This is a genomic window from Rahnella sp. WP5, assembly GCF_000745615.1.
In the GTDB taxonomy this organism is placed as follows: domain Bacteria; phylum Pseudomonadota; class Gammaproteobacteria; order Enterobacterales; family Enterobacteriaceae; genus Rahnella; species Rahnella aceris.
Window position 1 is genome coordinate 381,479 of the sequence record NZ_KN050721.1, and the last position, 18,954, is coordinate 400,432.

At 52.0% G+C, this 18,954-nt stretch carries 18 protein-coding genes; 1 reads left to right on the forward strand and 17 read right to left on the reverse strand.

All coding sequences use genetic code 11. The annotated features are described in order from the left end of the window. Positions 1-57: 57 nt before the first annotated feature. The 11 genes from ybeD to leuS form a co-directional block, all read right to left on the reverse strand. A complete protein-coding gene (gene ybeD, locus EX31_RS23100) occupies positions 58-321 on the reverse strand; it encodes a DUF493 family protein YbeD (protein WP_013576500.1) in 264 nt (87 codons plus the stop codon). A 125-nt stretch (positions 322-446) separates the two neighbouring features. Then, complete coding sequence (gene dacA, locus EX31_RS23105; protein ID WP_013576499.1) at positions 447-1,655, reverse strand: D-alanyl-D-alanine carboxypeptidase DacA; 1,209 nt, start codon at positions 1,653-1,655, stop codon at positions 447-449. A 188-nt stretch (positions 1,656-1,843) separates the two neighbouring features. Then, positions 1,844-2,995, reverse strand: coding sequence for an endolytic peptidoglycan transglycosylase RlpA (gene rlpA / locus EX31_RS23110; protein ID WP_037037030.1), 1,152 nt, complete (start codon positions 2,993-2,995; stop codon positions 1,844-1,846). A 9-nt stretch (positions 2,996-3,004) separates the two neighbouring features. Continuing rightward, on the reverse strand, positions 3,005-4,117 hold the full coding sequence (gene mrdB, locus EX31_RS23115) for a peptidoglycan glycosyltransferase MrdB (RefSeq protein WP_013576497.1): 1,113 nt from the start codon (positions 4,115-4,117) through the stop codon (positions 3,005-3,007). A gap of 6 nt (positions 4,118-4,123) precedes the next feature. After that, positions 4,124-6,028: a peptidoglycan DD-transpeptidase MrdA gene (gene mrdA, locus EX31_RS23120; RefSeq protein WP_013576496.1), complete on the reverse strand. Its 1,905-nt coding sequence runs from the start codon at positions 6,026-6,028 to the stop codon at positions 4,124-4,126. 38 nt (positions 6,029-6,066) lie between these two features. Then, positions 6,067-6,537 (reverse strand): 23S rRNA (pseudouridine(1915)-N(3))-methyltransferase RlmH, encoded by a 471-nt coding sequence (gene rlmH, locus EX31_RS23125; RefSeq protein WP_013576495.1) that lies wholly within the window; start codon positions 6,535-6,537, stop codon positions 6,067-6,069. Positions 6,538-6,540: 3 nt separating this feature from the next. Beyond that, a complete protein-coding gene (gene rsfS / locus EX31_RS23130) occupies positions 6,541-6,858 on the reverse strand; it encodes a ribosome silencing factor (RefSeq protein ID WP_015698163.1) in 318 nt (105 codons plus the stop codon). 206 nt (positions 6,859-7,064) lie between these two features. Beyond that, entirely contained in the window at positions 7,065-7,742 is a 678-nt protein-coding gene (gene nadD, locus EX31_RS23135; RefSeq protein WP_013576493.1) for a nicotinate-nucleotide adenylyltransferase, read from the reverse strand. A 14-nt stretch (positions 7,743-7,756) separates the two neighbouring features. Further along, on the reverse strand, positions 7,757-8,797 hold the full coding sequence (gene holA / locus EX31_RS23140; protein ID WP_013576492.1) for a DNA polymerase III subunit delta: 1,041 nt from the start codon (positions 8,795-8,797) through the stop codon (positions 7,757-7,759). Then, entirely contained in the window at positions 8,794-9,426 is a 633-nt protein-coding gene (gene lptE, locus EX31_RS23145) for an LPS assembly lipoprotein LptE (protein ID WP_037037035.1), read from the reverse strand. Before lptE ends, holA begins: the two co-directional genes overlap by 4 nt. Positions 9,427-9,440: 14 nt before the next feature. Beyond that, entirely contained in the window at positions 9,441-12,023 is a 2,583-nt protein-coding gene (leuS, locus tag EX31_RS23150) for a leucine--tRNA ligase (protein WP_037037037.1), read from the reverse strand. 267 nt (positions 12,024-12,290) lie between these two features. Between leuS and EX31_RS23155 the strand changes: the two genes are divergently transcribed. Beyond that, a complete protein-coding gene (locus EX31_RS23155) occupies positions 12,291-12,791 on the forward strand; it encodes a zinc ribbon-containing protein (RefSeq protein ID WP_013576489.1) in 501 nt (166 codons plus the stop codon). Positions 12,792-12,850: 59 nt separating this feature from the next. Here the strand turns inward: EX31_RS23155 and EX31_RS23160 are convergent, their stop codons facing one another. From EX31_RS23160 to corC, 6 genes are all read right to left on the reverse strand, one after another. Continuing rightward, complete coding sequence (locus EX31_RS23160) at positions 12,851-13,576, reverse strand: amino acid ABC transporter ATP-binding protein (protein WP_013576488.1); 726 nt, start codon at positions 13,574-13,576, stop codon at positions 12,851-12,853. Next, positions 13,573-14,250, reverse strand: a complete 678-nt coding sequence (gltK, locus tag EX31_RS23165) for a glutamate/aspartate ABC transporter permease GltK (RefSeq protein WP_013576487.1) — start codon at positions 14,248-14,250, stop codon at positions 13,573-13,575. Before gltK ends, EX31_RS23160 begins: the two co-directional genes overlap by 4 nt. Before the next feature lie 2 nt (positions 14,251-14,252). Continuing rightward, the gene (locus EX31_RS23170; RefSeq protein WP_013576486.1) at positions 14,253-14,993 is read right to left on the reverse strand and encodes an amino acid ABC transporter permease; all 741 of its coding nucleotides are present in this window, start codon (positions 14,991-14,993) and stop codon (positions 14,253-14,255) included. A gap of 189 nt (positions 14,994-15,182) precedes the next feature. Next, the gene (locus EX31_RS23175) at positions 15,183-16,079 is read right to left on the reverse strand and encodes an amino acid ABC transporter substrate-binding protein (protein ID WP_013576485.1); all 897 of its coding nucleotides are present in this window, start codon (positions 16,077-16,079) and stop codon (positions 15,183-15,185) included. Between the two features lie 437 nt (positions 16,080-16,516). Beyond that, positions 16,517-18,046 carry an apolipoprotein N-acyltransferase gene (gene lnt / locus EX31_RS23180; protein ID WP_037037040.1) on the reverse strand — a complete coding sequence of 510 codons (1,530 nt, stop codon included), beginning with the start codon at positions 18,044-18,046 and terminating at the stop codon, positions 16,517-16,519. Positions 18,047-18,053: 7 nt separating this feature from the next. Next, on the reverse strand, positions 18,054-18,932 hold the full coding sequence (gene corC, locus EX31_RS23185; protein WP_013576483.1) for a CNNM family magnesium/cobalt transport protein CorC: 879 nt from the start codon (positions 18,930-18,932) through the stop codon (positions 18,054-18,056). Between the last annotated feature and the right edge of the window lie 22 nt (positions 18,933-18,954).

Sequence of the window (18,954 nt, forward strand, 5' to 3'; positions counted from 1 at the left end):
AGAGGGGGAAAACGCGCGACAGTGTTGTGGCTCCCGCGCGGATCGGTCAGAAAGGGCTTACAGCACCATGCGGACAATTTCGATATTGCCCAGTTCATCGTACAGGGTTTCGACCTGGTCGATGTGAGTCGCAGTGATCGTAATCGAAACGGAGTGGTAATTCCCTTTACTGCTCGGTTTTACCTGAGGATTGTAATCGCCAGGCGCATGGCGTTGCACGACTTCCACAACCTGGTCTACCAGCTCGGGTTGTGCCAGGCCCATTACTTTGTAGGTAAAGGGACAAGGGAATTCGAGCAGTTCGTTCAGTTTGGTTTTCATGTGCACTCCAGCGTGTTGTACAGCGTATTAAGTGTTGTCTCTGAAAGTATAACTCCCGCCGTAGCGGGAGCTATAATCTATACCGGTTATATGGGGATTGTTGCAAACTTTTTCAAGCGGGCAACTTAGCCAAACCAGTGGTGGAACATCAGTTTGATGTAATCCACGATGCGACCGAAGAAGCCGCCTTCTTTCACTTCGTTCATGACCACCAGAGGGCGCTCATCAATGGTTTTGCCATCAAGCTGGAAGTTGATCGACCCAACCACCTGATTTTTCTGCAAGGGCGCATGCAGTTCCGGTGTGTTCAGCACGTAGCTGGCTTTCAGATCTTTCATACGACCACGCGGGATCGTCAGGTAAGCATCTTTCTCAACGCCCAGTGCGACGCGGTCGGTATCACCGAACCAGACAGGTTCTGACGCGAACTCTTTACCGGCTTTCAGCGGAGAAACGGTTTCGAAGAAACGGAAGCCCCAGGTCAGCAACTTTTTACTTTCAACTTCACGGCCTTTATACGTATGACCGCCCATCACTGCGGAGATCAGACGCATCTGGCCTTCTGTCGCAGAAGCTACCAGGTTATAGCCCGCTGAATCAGTATGACCGGTTTTAATGCCGTCAACATTCAGGCTGTTATCCCACAACAAACCGTTACGGTTCATCTGGCGGATATTGTTGAAGGTGAATTCTTTCTCTTTGTAGGTGGCATATTCTTCCGGTACATCACGGATCAGCGCCTGACCAATCAGCGCCATATCGCGGGCTGAGCTGTACTGACCAGCGGCATCAAGACCATGAACGGTGCCGAAATGGGTATTTTTCAGACCCAGCGAGTTCACGTAATTGTTCATGATGGCAACGAAAGCATCCTGACTTCCGGCCACATGGTCGGCCATTGCCACACAGGCGTCGTTACCGGATTGCAGAATGATCCCGCGGTTGAGTTCAGAAACCGGTACACGGTCGCCGGGTTTGAGGAACATCAGGGAAGAGCCCTTGAACACCGGATTGCCGGTTGCCCAGGCGTCCGGACCCACGGTAACGATGTCGGTCGGAGAGATTTTGCCGGCTTTGATGGACTGACCGATAACATAACTGGTCATCATTTTAGTCAGGCTGGCTGGGTCGCGGCGCGCATCGGCATTCATTTCTGCCAGAACTTTGCCGGAGTTGTAGTCGATCAGGATATAGGCTTCAGCATCAATCTGCGGAACGCCAGGGATCATTGTTTTTAAATTAACATCGTCGGCATAGGCGGACGCTGCACTCAGAGTGATTACGGTGCCAAATGCGAGGCTTTTGACTAAACGTGAAGTATTTACAAGTTTCATGATCGGGACAACAACATCCGTGGGAGTAAGTGATAAACGTGCGCCACTATAGCAGAAGAGTCATAAGTCAGACATCTTCGATTACCGGCGCTTACTGACTTTTACTTATAAGACAGAGTCCTTATAAGACAGAGTCCTTATAAGACAGAGCACTTATAAAAACGGGGCCGCAGCCCCGTATTTATAAATTACATGCTGGCAGTGACGAAAGACTGCTGCTGAGCTTCGCTGGCCAGTCGCTGTTTCAGCTGTTCGGCCTGCTGGCGGGTGCTGAACGGACCAAGCTGCACGCGATAGGTGCTGCCATTCGCCTGTACTTTACCGGGTACAGAGAAGCGCTGGCTGAGGCTTTTTTGCCACAGTTGCGCGTTCTGAGGATTACTCAGTGCGCCAACCTGTACCATAAATCCCGAGGAAGGAATGGCAGTGGTATGCGCAGGCGCTGCGGAGGCCGCAGCAGCTGCTACCGGCGCGGCACTGGCGACAGCAACCGGTGCTATTACCGGTTCGCTGCCTTCTAACACACCCTGACGCAGAGGTGTTGGCGCGCTCAGAAACCCGCCGCCGCCGCTGTTACCGGACATCGTGGTCGCTGCTGGCGCAGAGGCTACGGTGCCGTTGTTATCTTCGTCATTCGTTAATGGCGCAGCATTAGGATTACTCAGGGTGCTGTTACTGATCGGGCGTACATCTGACGTATTCGTCGGCTCTGCTGTCAGCGTCGGCGTCCCCATGTTGCTGGCGCCTAAACTTGGACGAGACGGTAATGCATAAGATTGTTTGGCGACGGTCGTACCAATAGTCCCCGGGCCGGAGAGCGTGCCGTCAGGCGCAACGTTGATAAAATCAATGCGTACTTTGGTGCTGTTGGTCAGGTTCAGACGGTCTGCCGCAGCCTGAGACAAATCGATAATTTTGCCCGGCACATAAGGGCCACGATCGTTAACACGCACGACCAGCATGCGTCCTGTCGCCATGTTGGTGACGCGGACATAGCTTGGGATCGGCAATGTCGGATGCGCAGCGGTCATGGCTGTCGGGTCGAATTCTTCACCGAGCGCGGTAGTGTTGCCTCCATTCTCCTGACTGTACCAGGCCGCTTGCCCCACCTGCGAAAAGTTGGACGGGTCTTTGATGATCTTATAGGTTTTACCGTTAACGGTATAATCCTGCATCGTGCCCTGATTATAAGGTTCGTAACGCGGATCAGCCCCGCCGATTTCTACCACAGGGCCATTGTAGGCTTGCTGCGGTGCCGGTTGTTGTTGCTGTGTATCTTCAGTGGCACAACCACTTAACAGCAAACCGATAATGACAGCTCCAAGCCACTCCTTACGCATTGCTCACCTCTATAAGTTTTTCGACAACATTTTTCGATGAGTATGTATCGACATAACGATACCAAACCCTGCCATTAGCACGATGAGTGCTGACCCGCCATAGCTGACCAGAGGCAAAGGTACCCCAACTACCGGGACAATACCACTGACCATGCCGATGTTAACAAACACATAAACGAACAGAATCAGCATCAGTCCGCCGGACATCACGCGGCCAAAAGTAGTCTGTGCATGGGCGGCGATCACCAGACCGCGCATGATCAGGCATAAGTACAGCCCAAGCAGCACCAGAACACCAATCAACCCCAGTTCTTCGGCGAGTACAGCGAAGATAAAGTCGGTATGTCGCTCGGGCAGGAATTCCAGCTGAGACTGCGTGCCATGCAACCAGCCTTTGCCGGAAAAACCGCCAGAGCCGATGGCAATTTTAGACTGAATAATATGATAGCCCGCACCCAGCGGATCGCTTTCAGGATCAAGCAACATCATGACGCGGTCGCGCTGATAGTCGTGCATCAGGAAGAACCACAGGATCGGGATAAATGCGGCAACCAGCAGGGCGGCGACGGCAATCAGTTTCCAGCTCATGCCCGAAAGGAACAGCACGAATAAACCGGATGCGGCAATCAGAATCGAGGTGCCCAGATCGGGCTGTGCCGCGACCAGCAGGGTAGGGATGAAGATTAATGCCAGGGCAATCGCGGTATTTTTAAGTGAAGGCGGGCAAACGTCGCGATTGATAAAGCGCGCGACCATCAGGGGCACGGCGATTTTCGCCAGTTCTGACGGCTGGAATTTAATGATCCCCAGATCCAGCCAGCGCTGTGCACCTTTACTGATACTGCCGAAGGCATCCACCAGCACCAGCAGGAAAACGCAGAAGATGTAGAGATAAGGTGCCCAGCTTTCGTAAACGCGCGGCGGGATTTGTGCCATGACCAGCATAATCACCAGACCCATCAGGATCTGGCCGATTTTACGTTCCATCATGCCCATGTCCTGACCACTGGCGCTCCACATCACGAACGCACTGTAGGTCAGCAGCGCGAGCACGATCAGCAACATCGTCAGGTCGATATGCATTTTCGACCACAATGATCTTTTTTGTTGGTTCTCAGTCATTGACGGTTAATCACCTTCGGTTCCCGGTGGCGCTGGCGCGTCAGCCGGTAATTGTGTCGTGTTGTCGCCCAGTAAAATGTGGTCGAGTATCTGGCGTGAAATTGTCCCCACTGCCGGACCCGCACCGCCATTCTCCAGAACCACGGCCACGGCCACGGTCGGTTTGTCATAGGGTGCAAAAGAGGTCATCAGCTTGTGGTCACGCAGATGCTCAGCGATTTTATGCGCATTATAGATTTCATTGGCTTTCAAACCGTAAACTTGTGCAGTCCCGGATTTTGCGGCGGCTTTATAAGGCGCGTCAGCAAAGTACTTGCGGGCCGTACCGTTCGGACGGTTTGCTACGCCATACATACCGTCTTTAGCAATTTCCCAATAGCCGGAATGAATATCGCCAATCTGGGTCGTTTCCTGTTGTTTGTACGGCACCTGCTGGCCGTCAACTTTGGTGCTCAGCAACAAATGTGGCGTTTTGACATTGCCGTCATTAATCAGCGTGGTCATGGCTTTCATGATTTGGATTGGAGTTGCGGTCCAGTAGCCCTGACCGATACCCACCGGAATGGTGTCGCCCTGATACCAGGGTTTTTTGAAGCGTTTAAATTTCCAGTCGCGGTTTGGCATATTCCCGCTACGTTCTTCTGATAAATCGATACCGCTGTACTGGCCGTAACCAAATTTGCCCATCCACTCGGAAAGACGGTCAATCCCCATATCATAAGCCACCTGATAGAAGAAGGTATCAGCCGATTCCTCAAGGGCTTTCGTCACATTCAGGCGACCATGCCCCCAGTGTTTCCAGTCGCGGTAACGCTTGTCTGAACCCGGTAACTGCCACCAGCCCGGATCAAACAGGGAGGTGTTTTTATTGATAACACCCGTTGTCAGCGCAGAAACTGAAATATACGGTTTCACAGTAGACGCTGGCGGATAAACCCCCTGCGTTGTCCGGTTGATCAGCGGCTTATTGGGGTCGTTAAGCAGCGTGTTGTAATCTTTACTGGAGATGCCATCCACAAACAGGTTCGGGTCATAACTCGGGTTAGACACCAGCGCACGGATGGCGCCATCGCGCGGATCGGTAACCACCACAGCGGCGCGGCTGCCGGTCAGCAAGACTTCAATATATTGCTGTAATGGCAAGTCGATCGTCAGGTAAATATCTTTGCCCGCCTGCGGCGGTTCTTCGTGTAGCTGGCGGATAACGCGGCCACGGTTGTTCACTTCAACTTCTTCATAGCCGGTTTTACCGTGAAGCGTGTCTTCGTAATAGCGCTCAATGCCGAGCTTACCAATGTCGTGCGTGGCGGCATAGTTGGCCAGAATGCCATCTTTATCGAGGCGTTCAACGTCACGGTCATTGATTTTCGATACATAGCCGATAACGTGCGTCAGCGCTGAACCATACGGATAGTAGCGACGCTGATAGCCTTTGACTTCAACGCCGGGGAAGTGGAACTGGTTCACGGAGAAACGCGCAACCTGAACTTCAGTCAGAGCCGTTTTGACGGCAATAGACGTAAAGCGTCGCGAACGCTGGCGCTCTTTTTTGAAGTTATCGATATCTTCCTGCGTGAGGTCAACTATCGGTTTGAGGCCTTCAAGCGTGGCCTGCAAATCGTCCACTTTTTCCGGCACCAGTTCAAGCTGATAGATCGTGCGGTTCAGCGCCAGCGGCGTACCGTTGCGGTCATAGATAATGCCGCGGCTGGGCGCGATCGGCACCAGCTTGATACGGTTATCGTTAGAACGGGTTTGGTAATCCTGAAAACGGACAATTTGCAGATTATAAAGATTAAAAGCTAAAACGCCGCTAAGTAGCAGAATGCCGATAAACGCCACCAGTGCACGGCGCACAAAGAGGGCTGATTCAGCCGTATAGTCGCGAAAAGGGTTACGATCTATTTTCATCCCACTACTTAATTCATGTTGCTGACATTCACCACCCGTTATTCGCGGTGATATGGATGATTAGTGGTAATACTCCAGGCGCGATAAAGACTTTCCGCGACCAGAACCCGCACCAGCGGGTGAGGAAGCGTCAACGGAGAGAGCGACCAGCTCTGTTCCGCTGCGGCTTTACAGGCCGGTGCCAGCCCTTCCGGACCGCCGATCAACAGGCTGACATTGCGTCCGTCCTGCTTCCAGCGTTCCAGTTGTTGTGCCAGTTGCGGGGTTTCCCATGGTGTCCCTGGAATATCCAGCGTCACGATGCGATTCCCTTTACCGACAGCGGCCAGCATCTGCTCGCCTTCTTTTTCAAGAATGCGCTTGATGTCTGCGTTCTTCCCACGTTTCCCGGCCGGAACCTCTGTCAGTTCAAACGGCATATCTTTAGGGAAACGGTGCAGATAATCGTTAAAACCGGTTTGCACCCAGTCAGGCATTTTGGTGCCGACGGCGACAAGTTGCAGCTTCACGCATCAGCCCCAGAGTTTCTCAAGCTCATACAACTGACGGCTTTCTTCCTGCATAACGTGCACGATCACTTCGCCCAGATCGACAACCACCCAGTCAGCTTCATTAATGCCTTTCACACCCATGGCATCAAGGCCAACGGCTTTAATTTCTTCAACCAGATGCCCGGCGATGGACATGACATGGCGGCTTGACGTGCCGGTACAGATAATCATGCAGTCAGTAATACTGGATTTACCTTTAACATCAATGGCGATGATGTCTTGTGCTTTCAGGTCATCGACTTTATCGACAACAAAATCTTGGAGCGCTTTACCTTGCAAAGGTTCCCCCTGGGGATGTTTGAAACAATTGACCTCACGAGATGTCCGCCGGTGTGGCACCGAAGCAATGATCAATCTCATGAAGGATAAACATAGCGGTTGTCTGGAAAACAGCTTAAAACGTTTAACAATCAATACATTGTATCGGTTGATTACGCAGCGTTATCGAGAGCCGAAATTAAGCGGCGCAGTATAGCACGCGTTAGCTACTCGCGGTACAAGCCCTGTGATTCTATATAACGCTCAACGGCGGAAGGCAGTAAATCTGAGCAATCAAGACCCGCATGACGGCGTTCACGGATTTCAGTCGCTGAAATATCCAGCAATGGGGTATTGGCCTGATAAATGAATCCGGCCGGTTTTTGCTTAAGCGCATTGGCATCATTCACCCGATGGGCGTCATACCATTTCTGCAGTTCCGGTGTATCAAGTTGTTCCTGATAACCCGGACGTGCCATCACCACGATATGACAGAAATCCAGTAACGATTCCCAGCGGTGCCACTTATGCAGCGTCAGTAACGAATCCTGGCCAATGATAAACGCCAGCGGGCATTTGTCGCCATGTTCTTTACGTAACGTTGCAAGTGTCTCAATCGTGTAGGAGGGCGTATCAACAGCCAGCTCGCGGGGGTCGACTGAAAACAGCGCGTTATCCGCCACAGCCAGCTTCGCCATATGCAGACGTTGCTGCGGCGTGGCTTCGGGTTGTGGCCGGTGGGGAGGAACGTTGTTGGGCAGCAGGATCACCTGATCAAACCCTGCCTGTGCTGCCAGCGCCGCAACGGGTTTCAGATGACCATAATGGATCGGGTCAAACGTACCGCCAAAAAAAGCCAGCAGCTTTTCAGCGGTTGCAGAAGAATGTGCGGCGCGGCGCGGCATAACGGTGTCCTGCTTCAATACGAACCCAACTCCGTCAATCCGGTGGGTAAGGATTTCCCACAGAGTAGCATAGACAGGCTTTCAAGCTCGGCCCAGACTGACTGACCGTAATCCTGTTTGAGCGTGATTTCCATCTGGGTCAGTAAGCGAACGGCCTGAGACAGCTGGGCAAGAGACAGGCGTTGCAGTGCCTGAGTCACCAGCGCCCGGCGGTTTTGCCAGACTTTTTGCTGATCAAACAGGGTCCTGATCGGCGTCGTGTCCATTTTCCGTTTCAGATTGAGCAGCATCAGCAGCTCACGCTGTACGGTTCGCAATAAAATAACCGGCTCGCTGTCTTCCTGTTGCAACTGACGCAAAATATGCCAGGCTCGCTTACTTTTCCCGGCCAGTAACGCATCCAGCCAGTGATAAGGTGTGAAATGTGCCGCATCGTTGACGGCCTCTTCGACGCGCGGTAGCGTGAGTTTGCCATCGGGATAGAGCAGGGAAAGGCGCTCCAGCGACTGCGCCAGCGCCAGCAAATTTCCTTCGTAGCAGTAGCACAAAAGCTGATTAGCTGGTTCATCGAGTTCAAGTGAAAGTTCTTTGGCGCGACGGGTCACCCAGCGGGGAAGTTGTGCCTGTTCGGGCGTCTGACAACTGACGAAAACACCTTTGTCACTTAACGCTTTAAACCAGGCGCTGTTTTCCTGCGCTTTGGTCAGTTTTGTACCGCGCAACAGCAGAAGAATATCGTCGTGGAGCAAGGTGGTCAGTTTGAGTAATTGTTCTGCCATCGGCGCCGTCGGGCCATTTTCGGGCAGAATAAGCATCAGGGTCTGCCGGCTGGCAAACAGGCTCAGGGCCTGACAGATGCTGAAGATGGACTCCCATTCGGTATGGGCGTCAAGAATATACGTGTAGTGCTCCTGGAAGTCAGCCTGCTGGGCAGCGTGACGTATGCTGTCCTGGCTTTCCTGCAAAAGCAAAGGGTCGTTTCCACATAACACATAACAAGCGCGCAGCCCCTCACGGAGCTGCGCGGCAAGTTGTTCCGGATAAACTCGGATCATTGTGCGGAAGGGGTGGCCGGTGCCGTGGAAGATGCCGCAGAGGCATCAGACGACGTCGTGGCTGATGAACCGGTAGAAATGACTTCTACCTGACGCCCGCCGACATCCTCTGCTTTCTGCAATTCTGAAGCATGGACGGTCAGCAACTTACGGATCAGTTGCTGCGCAGCCTGCTGGCGCATTTCCTCGATAATGATGTCCTGTTCGTTATCTTTGGCCAGCGCCGTTAACGGGTTGTCAAAGAAGGAACGGAACACTTTTACATGGATAGGATACAAATCCTTGCCAGGCATCAGAACTGTCGCATTAATGTTCATTTCCATCTGATATTCCGCAGTCTTACCGTCCTGGAAGATTGATGCGGTAGTCTGACCCACTGACTCAGCCCCAATGCGCAGCGACGGAATATCCTTACGCTGTTCTTTGGTCGGATCATCAACAATGGTCACATTACTTAGACGCAGCTGAGTCCTGATATTACGAGTCAACGGACCATACGGATCCCCACTGTCCAAAACGATTGTTTTCAGTTCGTCAGGAACATTGGTTTTTCCACGTAAATGGAATCCACAACCTGCTGTAACCAGCACTGCTGCGGTGAGCAGCAGTGTCATTATGGGATGTCGCACAGATCCTCCTTGACTCAACCTACAACCAGGTTAAGCAGTTTGCCCGGGACGTAGATTACTTTGCGAACCGTAACCCCATCCAGATATTTTGCGACCAAATGTTCTTCTGCCGCACGATCGCGCACTTGTTGCTCGGTAGCATCAGCGGCTACGGTGATTTTAGCACGCACTTTACCGTTCACCTGTACAACGACCAGCTTGGAATCTTCAACCATTGCCTGCTCATCAGCTTGTGGCCATGGCGCGGTATCCACGTCACCTTCTCCTTGCAGCGACTGCCAGAGGCTGAAGCAGACGTGCGGAGTGAATGGATAAAGCATACGGACAACTGCCAGCAAGGATTCCTGCAGCAGCGCACGATCCTGTTCGGTATCCTGAGGTGCACGGCCCAGCTTGTTCATCAGTTCCATGACTGCCGCGATAGCGGTGTTGAAGGTCTGACGACGACCGATATCATCGGTCACTTTGGCGATGGTTTTATGCAAGTCACGACGCAGATCTTTCTGTGCTTCATTGAGAGAAGCCACATCCAGAGCGGCAACAGGACCTTTTTCTGTGTGCTCGAAGGCCAGTTTCCAGACACGTTTCAGGAAGCGGTTTGCCCCTTCAACGCCGGACTCTTGCCATTCCAACGTCATTTCTGCCGGAGAAGCGAACATCATAAACAGACGCACGGTATCTGCACCGTATTTATCGACCATCACCTGCGGGTCGATGCCGTTGTTTTTAGACTTGGACATCTTGCTCATGCCCGCGTAAACCAGTTCGTGGCCTTGCGGGTCAGTGGCTTTGGTGATGCGACCTTTTTCATCACGTTCAACAATGGCATCCGCCGGGGAAACCCAGATACGTTCGCCGCTGTTACCGGTGTAGTAGAAAGCGTCAGCCAGAACCATACCCTGACACAACAGGCGCTTGGCCGGTTCGTCAGAATCCACCAAACCTGCATCACGCATCAGTTTGTGGAAGAAGCGGAAATACATCAGGTGCATGATGGCGTGTTCAATACCACCGACATACTGATCGACTGGCAACCAGTAGTTGGCGGCCGCAGGATCCAGCATACCTTCGTCATATTGCGGGCAGGTGTAACGCGCGTAATACCAGGAAGATTCCATGAAGGTGTCAAAGGTGTCGGTTTCACGCAGACCCGGCATACCATTGACGGTAGTTTTCGCCCACTCAGGATCGGCTTTGATCGGGCTGGTGATGCCATCCATTACGACGTCTTCGGGCAGAATAACCGGCAGTTGATCTTCAGGCGCAGGAATAACGGTGCCGTCTTCCAGCGTGATCATCGGAATTGGTGCGCCCCAGTAACGTTGACGGGAAACCCCCCAGTCGCGCAGGCGATAGTTCACTTTGCGCTGACCGACACCCTGAGCAACCAGTTTATCGGCAATGGCATTGAAACCGTCTTCGTGGTTCAGACCATCGAATTCACCTGAGTTGAACAGCGTGCCTTTTTCCGTCATCGCTTCTGCGCTGACGTCAGGATGGCTGCCGTCCAGATTCAGGATAACCGGTTTGATCTGCAGATCGTATTTGGTGGCGAATTCCCAGTCGCGCTGATCGTGGCCAGGCACGGCCATCACTGCGCCGGTACCGTATTCCATCAGCACGAAGTTGGCTGCCCAGATTGGCAGCTTCTCACCAGACAGCGGATGAATGGCAAACAGACCGGTTGCCATGCCTTTCTTTTCCATCGTCGCCATTTCTGCTTCGGCAACTTTGGTGTTACGGCATTCGTCGATGAAATCGTTCAGCGCAGGATTACTCTGTGCGCCCAACTGTGCCAGAGGATGACCGGCAGCCACAGCGACGTAGGTCGCGCCCATAAACGTATCAGGACGGGTGGTGTACACCGTGACTTTTTCATCGCTGTCAGCCACATCAAAGGTGATTTCCACGCCTTCTGAACGCCCGATCCAGTTGCGCTGCATGGTTTTCACCTGCTCTGGCCAGCTTTCCAGCGTGTCCAGATCGTTAAGCAGCTGATCGGCGTAATCGGTGATTTTGATAAACCACTGAGGAATTTCTTTACGTTCTACTTTGGTATCGCAACGCCAGCAGCAGCCGTCGATAACCTGTTCATTCGCCAGAACGGTCAGGTCATGCGGACACCAGTTCACTGCGGAGGTCTTCTTATAAACCAGACCTTTTTCGTACAGCTTGGTGAAGAACCATTGTTCCCAGCGATAATAATCAGGCTTACAGGTCGCGATTTCACGATCCCAGTCATAGCCGAAGCCCAGCAATTTAAGCTGGTTCTTCATGTATTCGATGTTTTCGTAAGTCCACGGCGCAGGTGCGGTGTTGTTTTTAACCGCTGCACCTTCCGCTGGCAGGCCAAACGCATCCCAGCCAATCGGCTGCAGAACGTTTTTACCGAGCATGCGCTGGTAACGGGAAATCACGTCACCGATGGTGTAGTTGCGCACGTGTCCCATGTGGAGACGGCCTGATGGATAAGGCAACATGGAGAGGCAGTAATATTTCTCCTTGCCAGGCTGTTCGGTAACTTTGAAGGTTTGCTTCTCTTGCCAGTGAAGCTGAACGTGTGACTCGATGTCTTCTGGACGGTATTGCTCTTGCATGGCGGCCGGTGGTCCTGTGAGTGAAAACAGCTACGCCTGTAGCTCAAAAAGTTTTAATCAAAAGATCCGCATAGCATAGCTGATAAGCGGTTGGAGCAACAACACCCAGCGAAGGCTAAAGGGAATTTCTGTCCGCTTCTGGCGCAATATTCATAATCTGCGAGTCAGCGCGAGATAATCTGCGCAACGGATCAGGGATTTACGACTAAAATAAAGGCAGTGCGTTCCCGCCGTGAAAATGGTTATGACAGTTCAAGGAGAGGAAATATGAGCAATATTACGCAATCTTACCGGCAGTTGGTGACATCACTGACCGAGCGGTTAAAACACGGTGAACGTGATATCAGCGCGCTGGTACAGGACGCCCGCGTCAGACTGCAGGAAGAGGGCAAGCTGACGGAAATCCAGATTGAACAGTTAACGTCGGCGGTACGCCGCGATTTGCACGAATTTGCCCGTAACTATGAAGAAAACCAGCAAGCCGTGGCAGAAGAAGATGACGGCACGGACAGTGTGTTCATGCGGGTCATTAAAGAAAGCTTGTGGAAAGAGTTGGCCGATATGACCGATAAAACCCAGCTGGAATGGAAAGAGGTTTTTAAAGATGTCAGCCATCACGGGATTTATCACAGCGGAGAAGTCGTCGGTCTGGGCAATCTGGTGTGTGAAAACTGTCATTTTCACTTAGCGGTGTATACGCCGGAAATTCTGAGTAAATGCCCGAAATGCGGTAACACTGAGTTTACGCGTCGTCCGTTTGAACCTTAAGCGTCAGACACCTGCCCCGGAGAAGCGGGGCAGGTGTGCTTTCTTTTCTTCAGTACCGGTCAGTGCAGGATCTTCGCCAGGAAATCCCGGGCGCGATCGGATTCCGGATTATTGAAGAAATCGTCTTTATTGCGATCTTCTACAATCTTGCCTTCATCCATGAAAATCACGCGGTTGGCCACTTTACGGGCGAAGCCCATTTCGTGCGTCACCACCATCATGGTCATACCTTCGTTTGCCAGCTCAACCATAACGTCGAGCACTTCGTTGATCATTTCCGGATCAAGAGCGGACGTCGGTTCGTCAAACAACATCGCGATCGGATCCATACACAATGCACGGGCAATCGCCACACGCTGTTGCTGACCACCGGAAAGCTGGCCGGGGAATTTATTGGCGTGCGCGGACAAACCGACACGATCCAGTAATTTCAGGCCTTTGTCTTTCGCTGCCGCTTTATCACGTTTTAAAACTTTGACTTGCGCCAGTGTCAGGTTATCGATGATGGAAAGGTGCGGGAACAGTTCGAAATGCTGGAAAACCATGCCCACTTTTGCACGCAGTTGCGCCAGATTGGTCTTCTTGTCATTGACCGGCGTCCCGTTGACCAGGATCTCACCTTTCTGAACAGGTTCGAGTCCGTTAACGGTTTTGATCAGCGTAGATTTCCCTGAGCCTGAAGGCCCGCAAACCACCACAACTTCACCTTTTTTAACTTCGGTGCTGCAATCGGTAAGCACCTGAAAGTGCCCGTACCATTTAGAAACATTCTTCAGTGAAATCATGAAACGGTCCTTTTCTTCAAATAACGCACCAGCAAGGAAGCACAAAGGCTGATAACAAAGTAAATAAGTCCTGCAAACAGCACCATCTCAACCAGCGTACCGTCACGGTCACCAATATTAGATGCGCTGCGGAAGAAGTCTGCGAGGCCCAGAACATACACCAGCGAAGTATCCTGGAATAAAACGATCGCCTGCGTCAGCAGTAACGGCACCATCGCGCGGAAAGCCTGCGGCAGGATAACCAGCTTCATGGATTGCCATTGCGTCATACCCAGCGCCAGCGCTGCAGAAGACTGACCGCGTGCGATGCTGATAATCCCTGCGCGGATAATCTCCGAGTAATACGCCGCTTCAAATAACGCAAACGCGACCATCGCAGAAATCAGGCGGATATCGGTTTTAGGTGACAGTCCGAGCACTTTTTGCAGAAAGCCCGGCACAATCAGATAGAACCACAACAGCACCATGACCAGCGGAACCGCGCGGAAAAGGTTGACGTAAGCCGAGGCAAACCAGCTGATCGGTTTGAACGTTGACAGGCGCATGACCGCCAGCAGGGTTCCCCACAAAATACCGACCACAATCGCCAGCGACGTAATCTTCAGCGTAATGACCATGCCTTGCCACAGATAGGGCAGGCCGGGACCAATAGAACTCCAGTCGAATTCATGCATGCTTATTTCCCTCCCATGTTGCCCGGCAGGCGGACTTTACGTTCTACGAAATGCATCAGCAGCATGATGACGGCATTGATAAGGACATAAGCAACGGTGATTGCAGTGAATGATTCATACGCATGCGCGGAGTAATCCAGCAGCTTACCGGCTTGTGCAGCCATATCCACCAGACCAATGGTCGAGGCAATGGCGGAGTTTTTCACCAGGTTAACCATCTCAGAGGTCATTGGCGGCACGATCACGCGGTAAGCATTGGGCAACAGCACATAGCGGTAAGTTTGCGGCAGCGTAAGGCCCATCGCCAGTCCGGCATTGCGTTGTCCGCTTGGCAGGGACTGGATGGCTGCACGCACCTGTTCGCATACACGGGCGGCGGTGAACAACCCGAGGCAAATTACCGAGGAAGTGAAGAACTGTACGTCAGGCGCCAGTTCGGATTTAAACCACATGCCGATATTTTCAGGCAGCAGTTCAGGGACCACCAGATACCAGATGAAGAATTGCACGATTAATGGCACGTTACGGAATAATTCGACGTAACAGGTACCAATACCCGAAAGGATGCGGTTGGGGACGGTACGCAAAATACCGAACAGAGAACCGATGAGGAAGGCGATTATCCATGCGCAAATTGACAGTGCGACAGTGACCTGAAATCCATTCCAAATCCAGCCCAGATAAGTGGTGTTACCGAAGGGGGCTTGTTGCAGAAAAATGCCCCAGTTCCAATCTATTGACATAAAAACTCCGTAAAGCGGGTAAAGGCTTACCCATCTGAGTGATGACGCAATTCGCCTAAAGTGAATGGGAAAGAATGCGGGGTGGGGAACGACCACCCCGCATCTGTATCATCACAGGTTGGTGGTCCAACCTTGTATTTTAGTCACTTTTCACTCTTCTCTTGGTTATACCCGTCCATTTGGTATGACTTACAGCGCCTTATCGTTTGGCGCTTTGAACAGAGCTTTCATGTCATCGGACAGCTCAAAGTTCATATTCAGGTTTTTCGGAGGAATTGGTTTTTTGAACCAGGTTTCAAACCATTTGCCTGCTTCACCGGAGGTTTGTGCCTGCACGATGGTGTCATCAACCAGTTTTTTAAACTCAGCATCGTCTTTACGCATCATGCAGCCATAAGCTTCTTTGGATTGCGGCGTACCGACAATTTCCCAGTTGTCTGGTTTCTTGGCTTTCGCACGTTCACCGGCCAGCAAGGCGTCATCCATCATGAAGGCCACTGCGCGGCCAGTTTCCAGCGTACGGAAGGAGTCACCGTGGTCTTTGGCACTGATGATGCGCAGATCCAGTTTTTTCTCTTCGTTCAGCTTGTTCAGCAGAACTTCGGAAGTCGTACCGGAGGTTACAACAACAGTTTTGCCTTTAAGGTCAGTGAAATCTTTAATCTCTGAACCTTTTTTCACCAGCAGACGTGTGCCGATCACAAAGATGGTGTCAGAGAAGGCCGCTTGTTGCTGACGTTCCAGGTTGTTGGTGGTTGAACCACATTCGAAATCGTAGGTGCCGTTTTGCAGCAGCGGGATACGGTTCTGCGAAGTGATTGGCATCATTTTGACCTGCAGGTCAGGCAGGTTCAGTTTTTTCTTCACTGCGTCAACGATAGCGTCAGAATAGTCCTGTGAATAACCCACAACTTTTTGTTCGTTGTTGTAGTAAGAGAATGGCACTGAGGATTCACGGTGACCCACCACGATAACGCCATTGTCTTTAATTTTTTTCAGGGTGCCGGTCAGTTCTTCTGCGTGAGCAAAGCTGCTCACGGTAACGCTTGCCAACAGTACTGATAACGCCAATTTGCGCAATTGCATGTCCAACTCCTTGCTGTCATTAGGGATCCAAACTCAGGGATCAGAAAGTACTAATGCCTCGTCATATGAAGCTAGAAAATAGCTGAATGTGAATATTATGAAACCACATTGTTTCTTTTTTGAGACGAGACACGCACCAAATCAAAGCAATCAAACGGCTATGCACCCGGAAAGTGCATGAGGAGCAGCCTGTTTGTACCAAAATGATGCATCCCGTCATAAAAAGTAACTAATCAGATATCTTTCAATCAGATGTAGCAAGAGTCGTGCCAAATGGCCTGATTTAACTTCATAAGCGGGCAAATCGGCAGCGCTTAATGCCGCAGTCGAAACAATCGGCAGCAGGTAAAAGGGGAGGGGTATTGAGATTAAAAAGGGGTGCTACAAAAAAGAACAGACACCCGGAGGTGCCTGTTTTAGAAACAAAACGCTTGTGTTCAGGATTTACGGCGACCCAACCACAGCGCAACTGCCGCCATGACTGCCGTAGCAAACCACACCGGCCACCAGCCAGCCCGGGCATAAGGTGTCATACCCGTTGTCGGTGTGACCTTCACGTTCAGCACCTGACGGGTAAACTGCGGAATTTCGTGGGTCACATCGCCCTGAGCATCAACGACGGCGGTAATGCCATTATTGGTGCTGCGCAGCAACGGACGCCCCAGTTCCAGCGAACGCATTCGCGCCATCTGGAAGTGTTGCCATGGGCCAATCGAATGACCAAACCAGGCATCGTTTGAAATTGTCAGCAGGAAATTAGTATCCGGTTGCAGATTGTCGCGCACCTGTTCGCCGAAGACGACTTCGTAACAAATCGCCGTGGTCAGATTCAGACCACTGACAAACAACGGTTTCTGCACGTAATCACCACTGGTCAGCCCGGACATCGGCAAATCGAAGAAAGGTGCCAGCGGGCGAAGAATGGCTTCCAGCGGCACGAACTCACCAAAAGGCACCAGATGATGTTTGTTGAAGCGGTTTTCGTCAGGGTAGTGATAGGGCTTTTCACCGCCGAGCACGATGGCGCTGTTATACACTTTCATGCCTTCTTCATTGCGACGGGCATCGATAATGCCGGTGATTAACTGGGTGCCGTGTGAGCGGTAGATATTATCCACCATGCTCAGGAAGCCCTGCTGATCGGATTCAATGTCTGAAATTGCTGATTCCGGCCAGATGATCATGCTGGATTTACCCACGTACGGGCGGCTGAGATCCAGATAGGTCTGCAGCGCACTTTCCAGCGCTTTCGGATCCCATTTCATGGACTGTGGAATGTTGCCCTGAACCAGTGCCACATCGACCGTTTTATCTGGCTGTTCCTGATACCAGTGGATATAACGCAGCGGCCACGGCAGCAACAGCATAGCAACAGCGATAATTCCCGGTGTGACGCGACGCTGATGTACCGCGTACACAATCAGTCCGCTCAGCGAGGTGAGTAAAATCGTGATGCCGTCGACGCCGGTAATCGGCGCGAGGCCTTTCAGCGGACCGTCGATCTGGCTGTAGCCGAACTGTAACCACGGGAAACCGGTCAGCACCCAGCCGCGCAGGAATTCAGTAATTTGCCACAAGGCGGGCGCGCCAAGTGCCAGTTTCCACCAGGTGGTTTTCGGCCACAGTTTGCTGAACAAGCCGGCAAACAACATCGTGTACAGCGATAAATACGCTGCCAGCAAGACCACCAGGAAAAGGTTGATCGCTTCCGGCATGCCGCCAAACGTGGCGATGCTGACATACACCCAGTTTACGCCGCTGCCAAAAAGACCCATTCCCCAGAAAAAGCCGATGAGCGCGGCCTGAGCCGGACGACGATCGAGCGTTAATGCCAGCAGACCGCACAGCGAAATGATCGCCGCAGGCCAGAAGTCATAAGGGGAAAATGACAGCGTGCCACAGGCACCGAAAAAGAGCGCCAGCAGGGCGCGAACCCGCTGGCGTTGATATAAAGAGGCAATTGCCATGAAGTAATTATTCTTCCAGTATCGGTTGCGGCGCGTCGTCCGGTATTTTTACATGAACCTGAATGATACGACGGCTGTCAGCCATCGCAACCTTGAACAGGTAACCGTCAATTTCAATGCTTTCACCACGCGCCGGTAAATGGCCGAATGACTGCATGACCAGACCGCCAATCGTATCGACTTCGTCGTCACTGTAATGGGTCCGGAACACTTCATTAAAATCTTCGATCGGTGCCAGTGCGCGGACGGTGTAGGTATGGCGACTGAGCTGGCGGATATCCAGATCTTCTGCTTCATCGTACTCATCATCGATTTCGCCGACGATCAGTTCGAGAATATCTTCGATGGTTACCAGACCTGAAACGCCGCCGAATTCATCAACGACAATCGCCATGTGGTAACGCTGTGAGCGGAATTCCTTCAGCATGCGGTCTACGCGTTTGCTTTCAGGGACAACGACCGCGGTTCTCAGCACTTTATCTATGCTGAATGGCTCAGACTCTGTGCGCATAAACGGCAGCAGGTCTTTGGCCATCAGGATGCCTTCAATGTGATCCTTATCTTCGCTGATCACCGGGAAGCGTGAGTGTGCAGATTCGATAATGACATCGAGGCACTCTTCCAGCGGCTGGTTGCGTTTTAGCGTGATCATTTGTGAACGTGGGATCATGATGTCCCGGACGCGCTGCTCGGCGATATCCATCACGCCTTCCAGCATGTCACGGGTATCGGGGTCGATCAGATCGTTTTGTTCTGAATCACGGATCAGCTCAACCAAATCGCCACGGTTTTTAGGTTCACCGTGAAAAAGCTGGCTAAGGATAAGGGAAAAGAAGCCCTTCTTGGGACTGGGGCTGTCACTATTTTGTGAATGGTCATCGCTCATGGCGTTTGGTTTTTTTTACTCG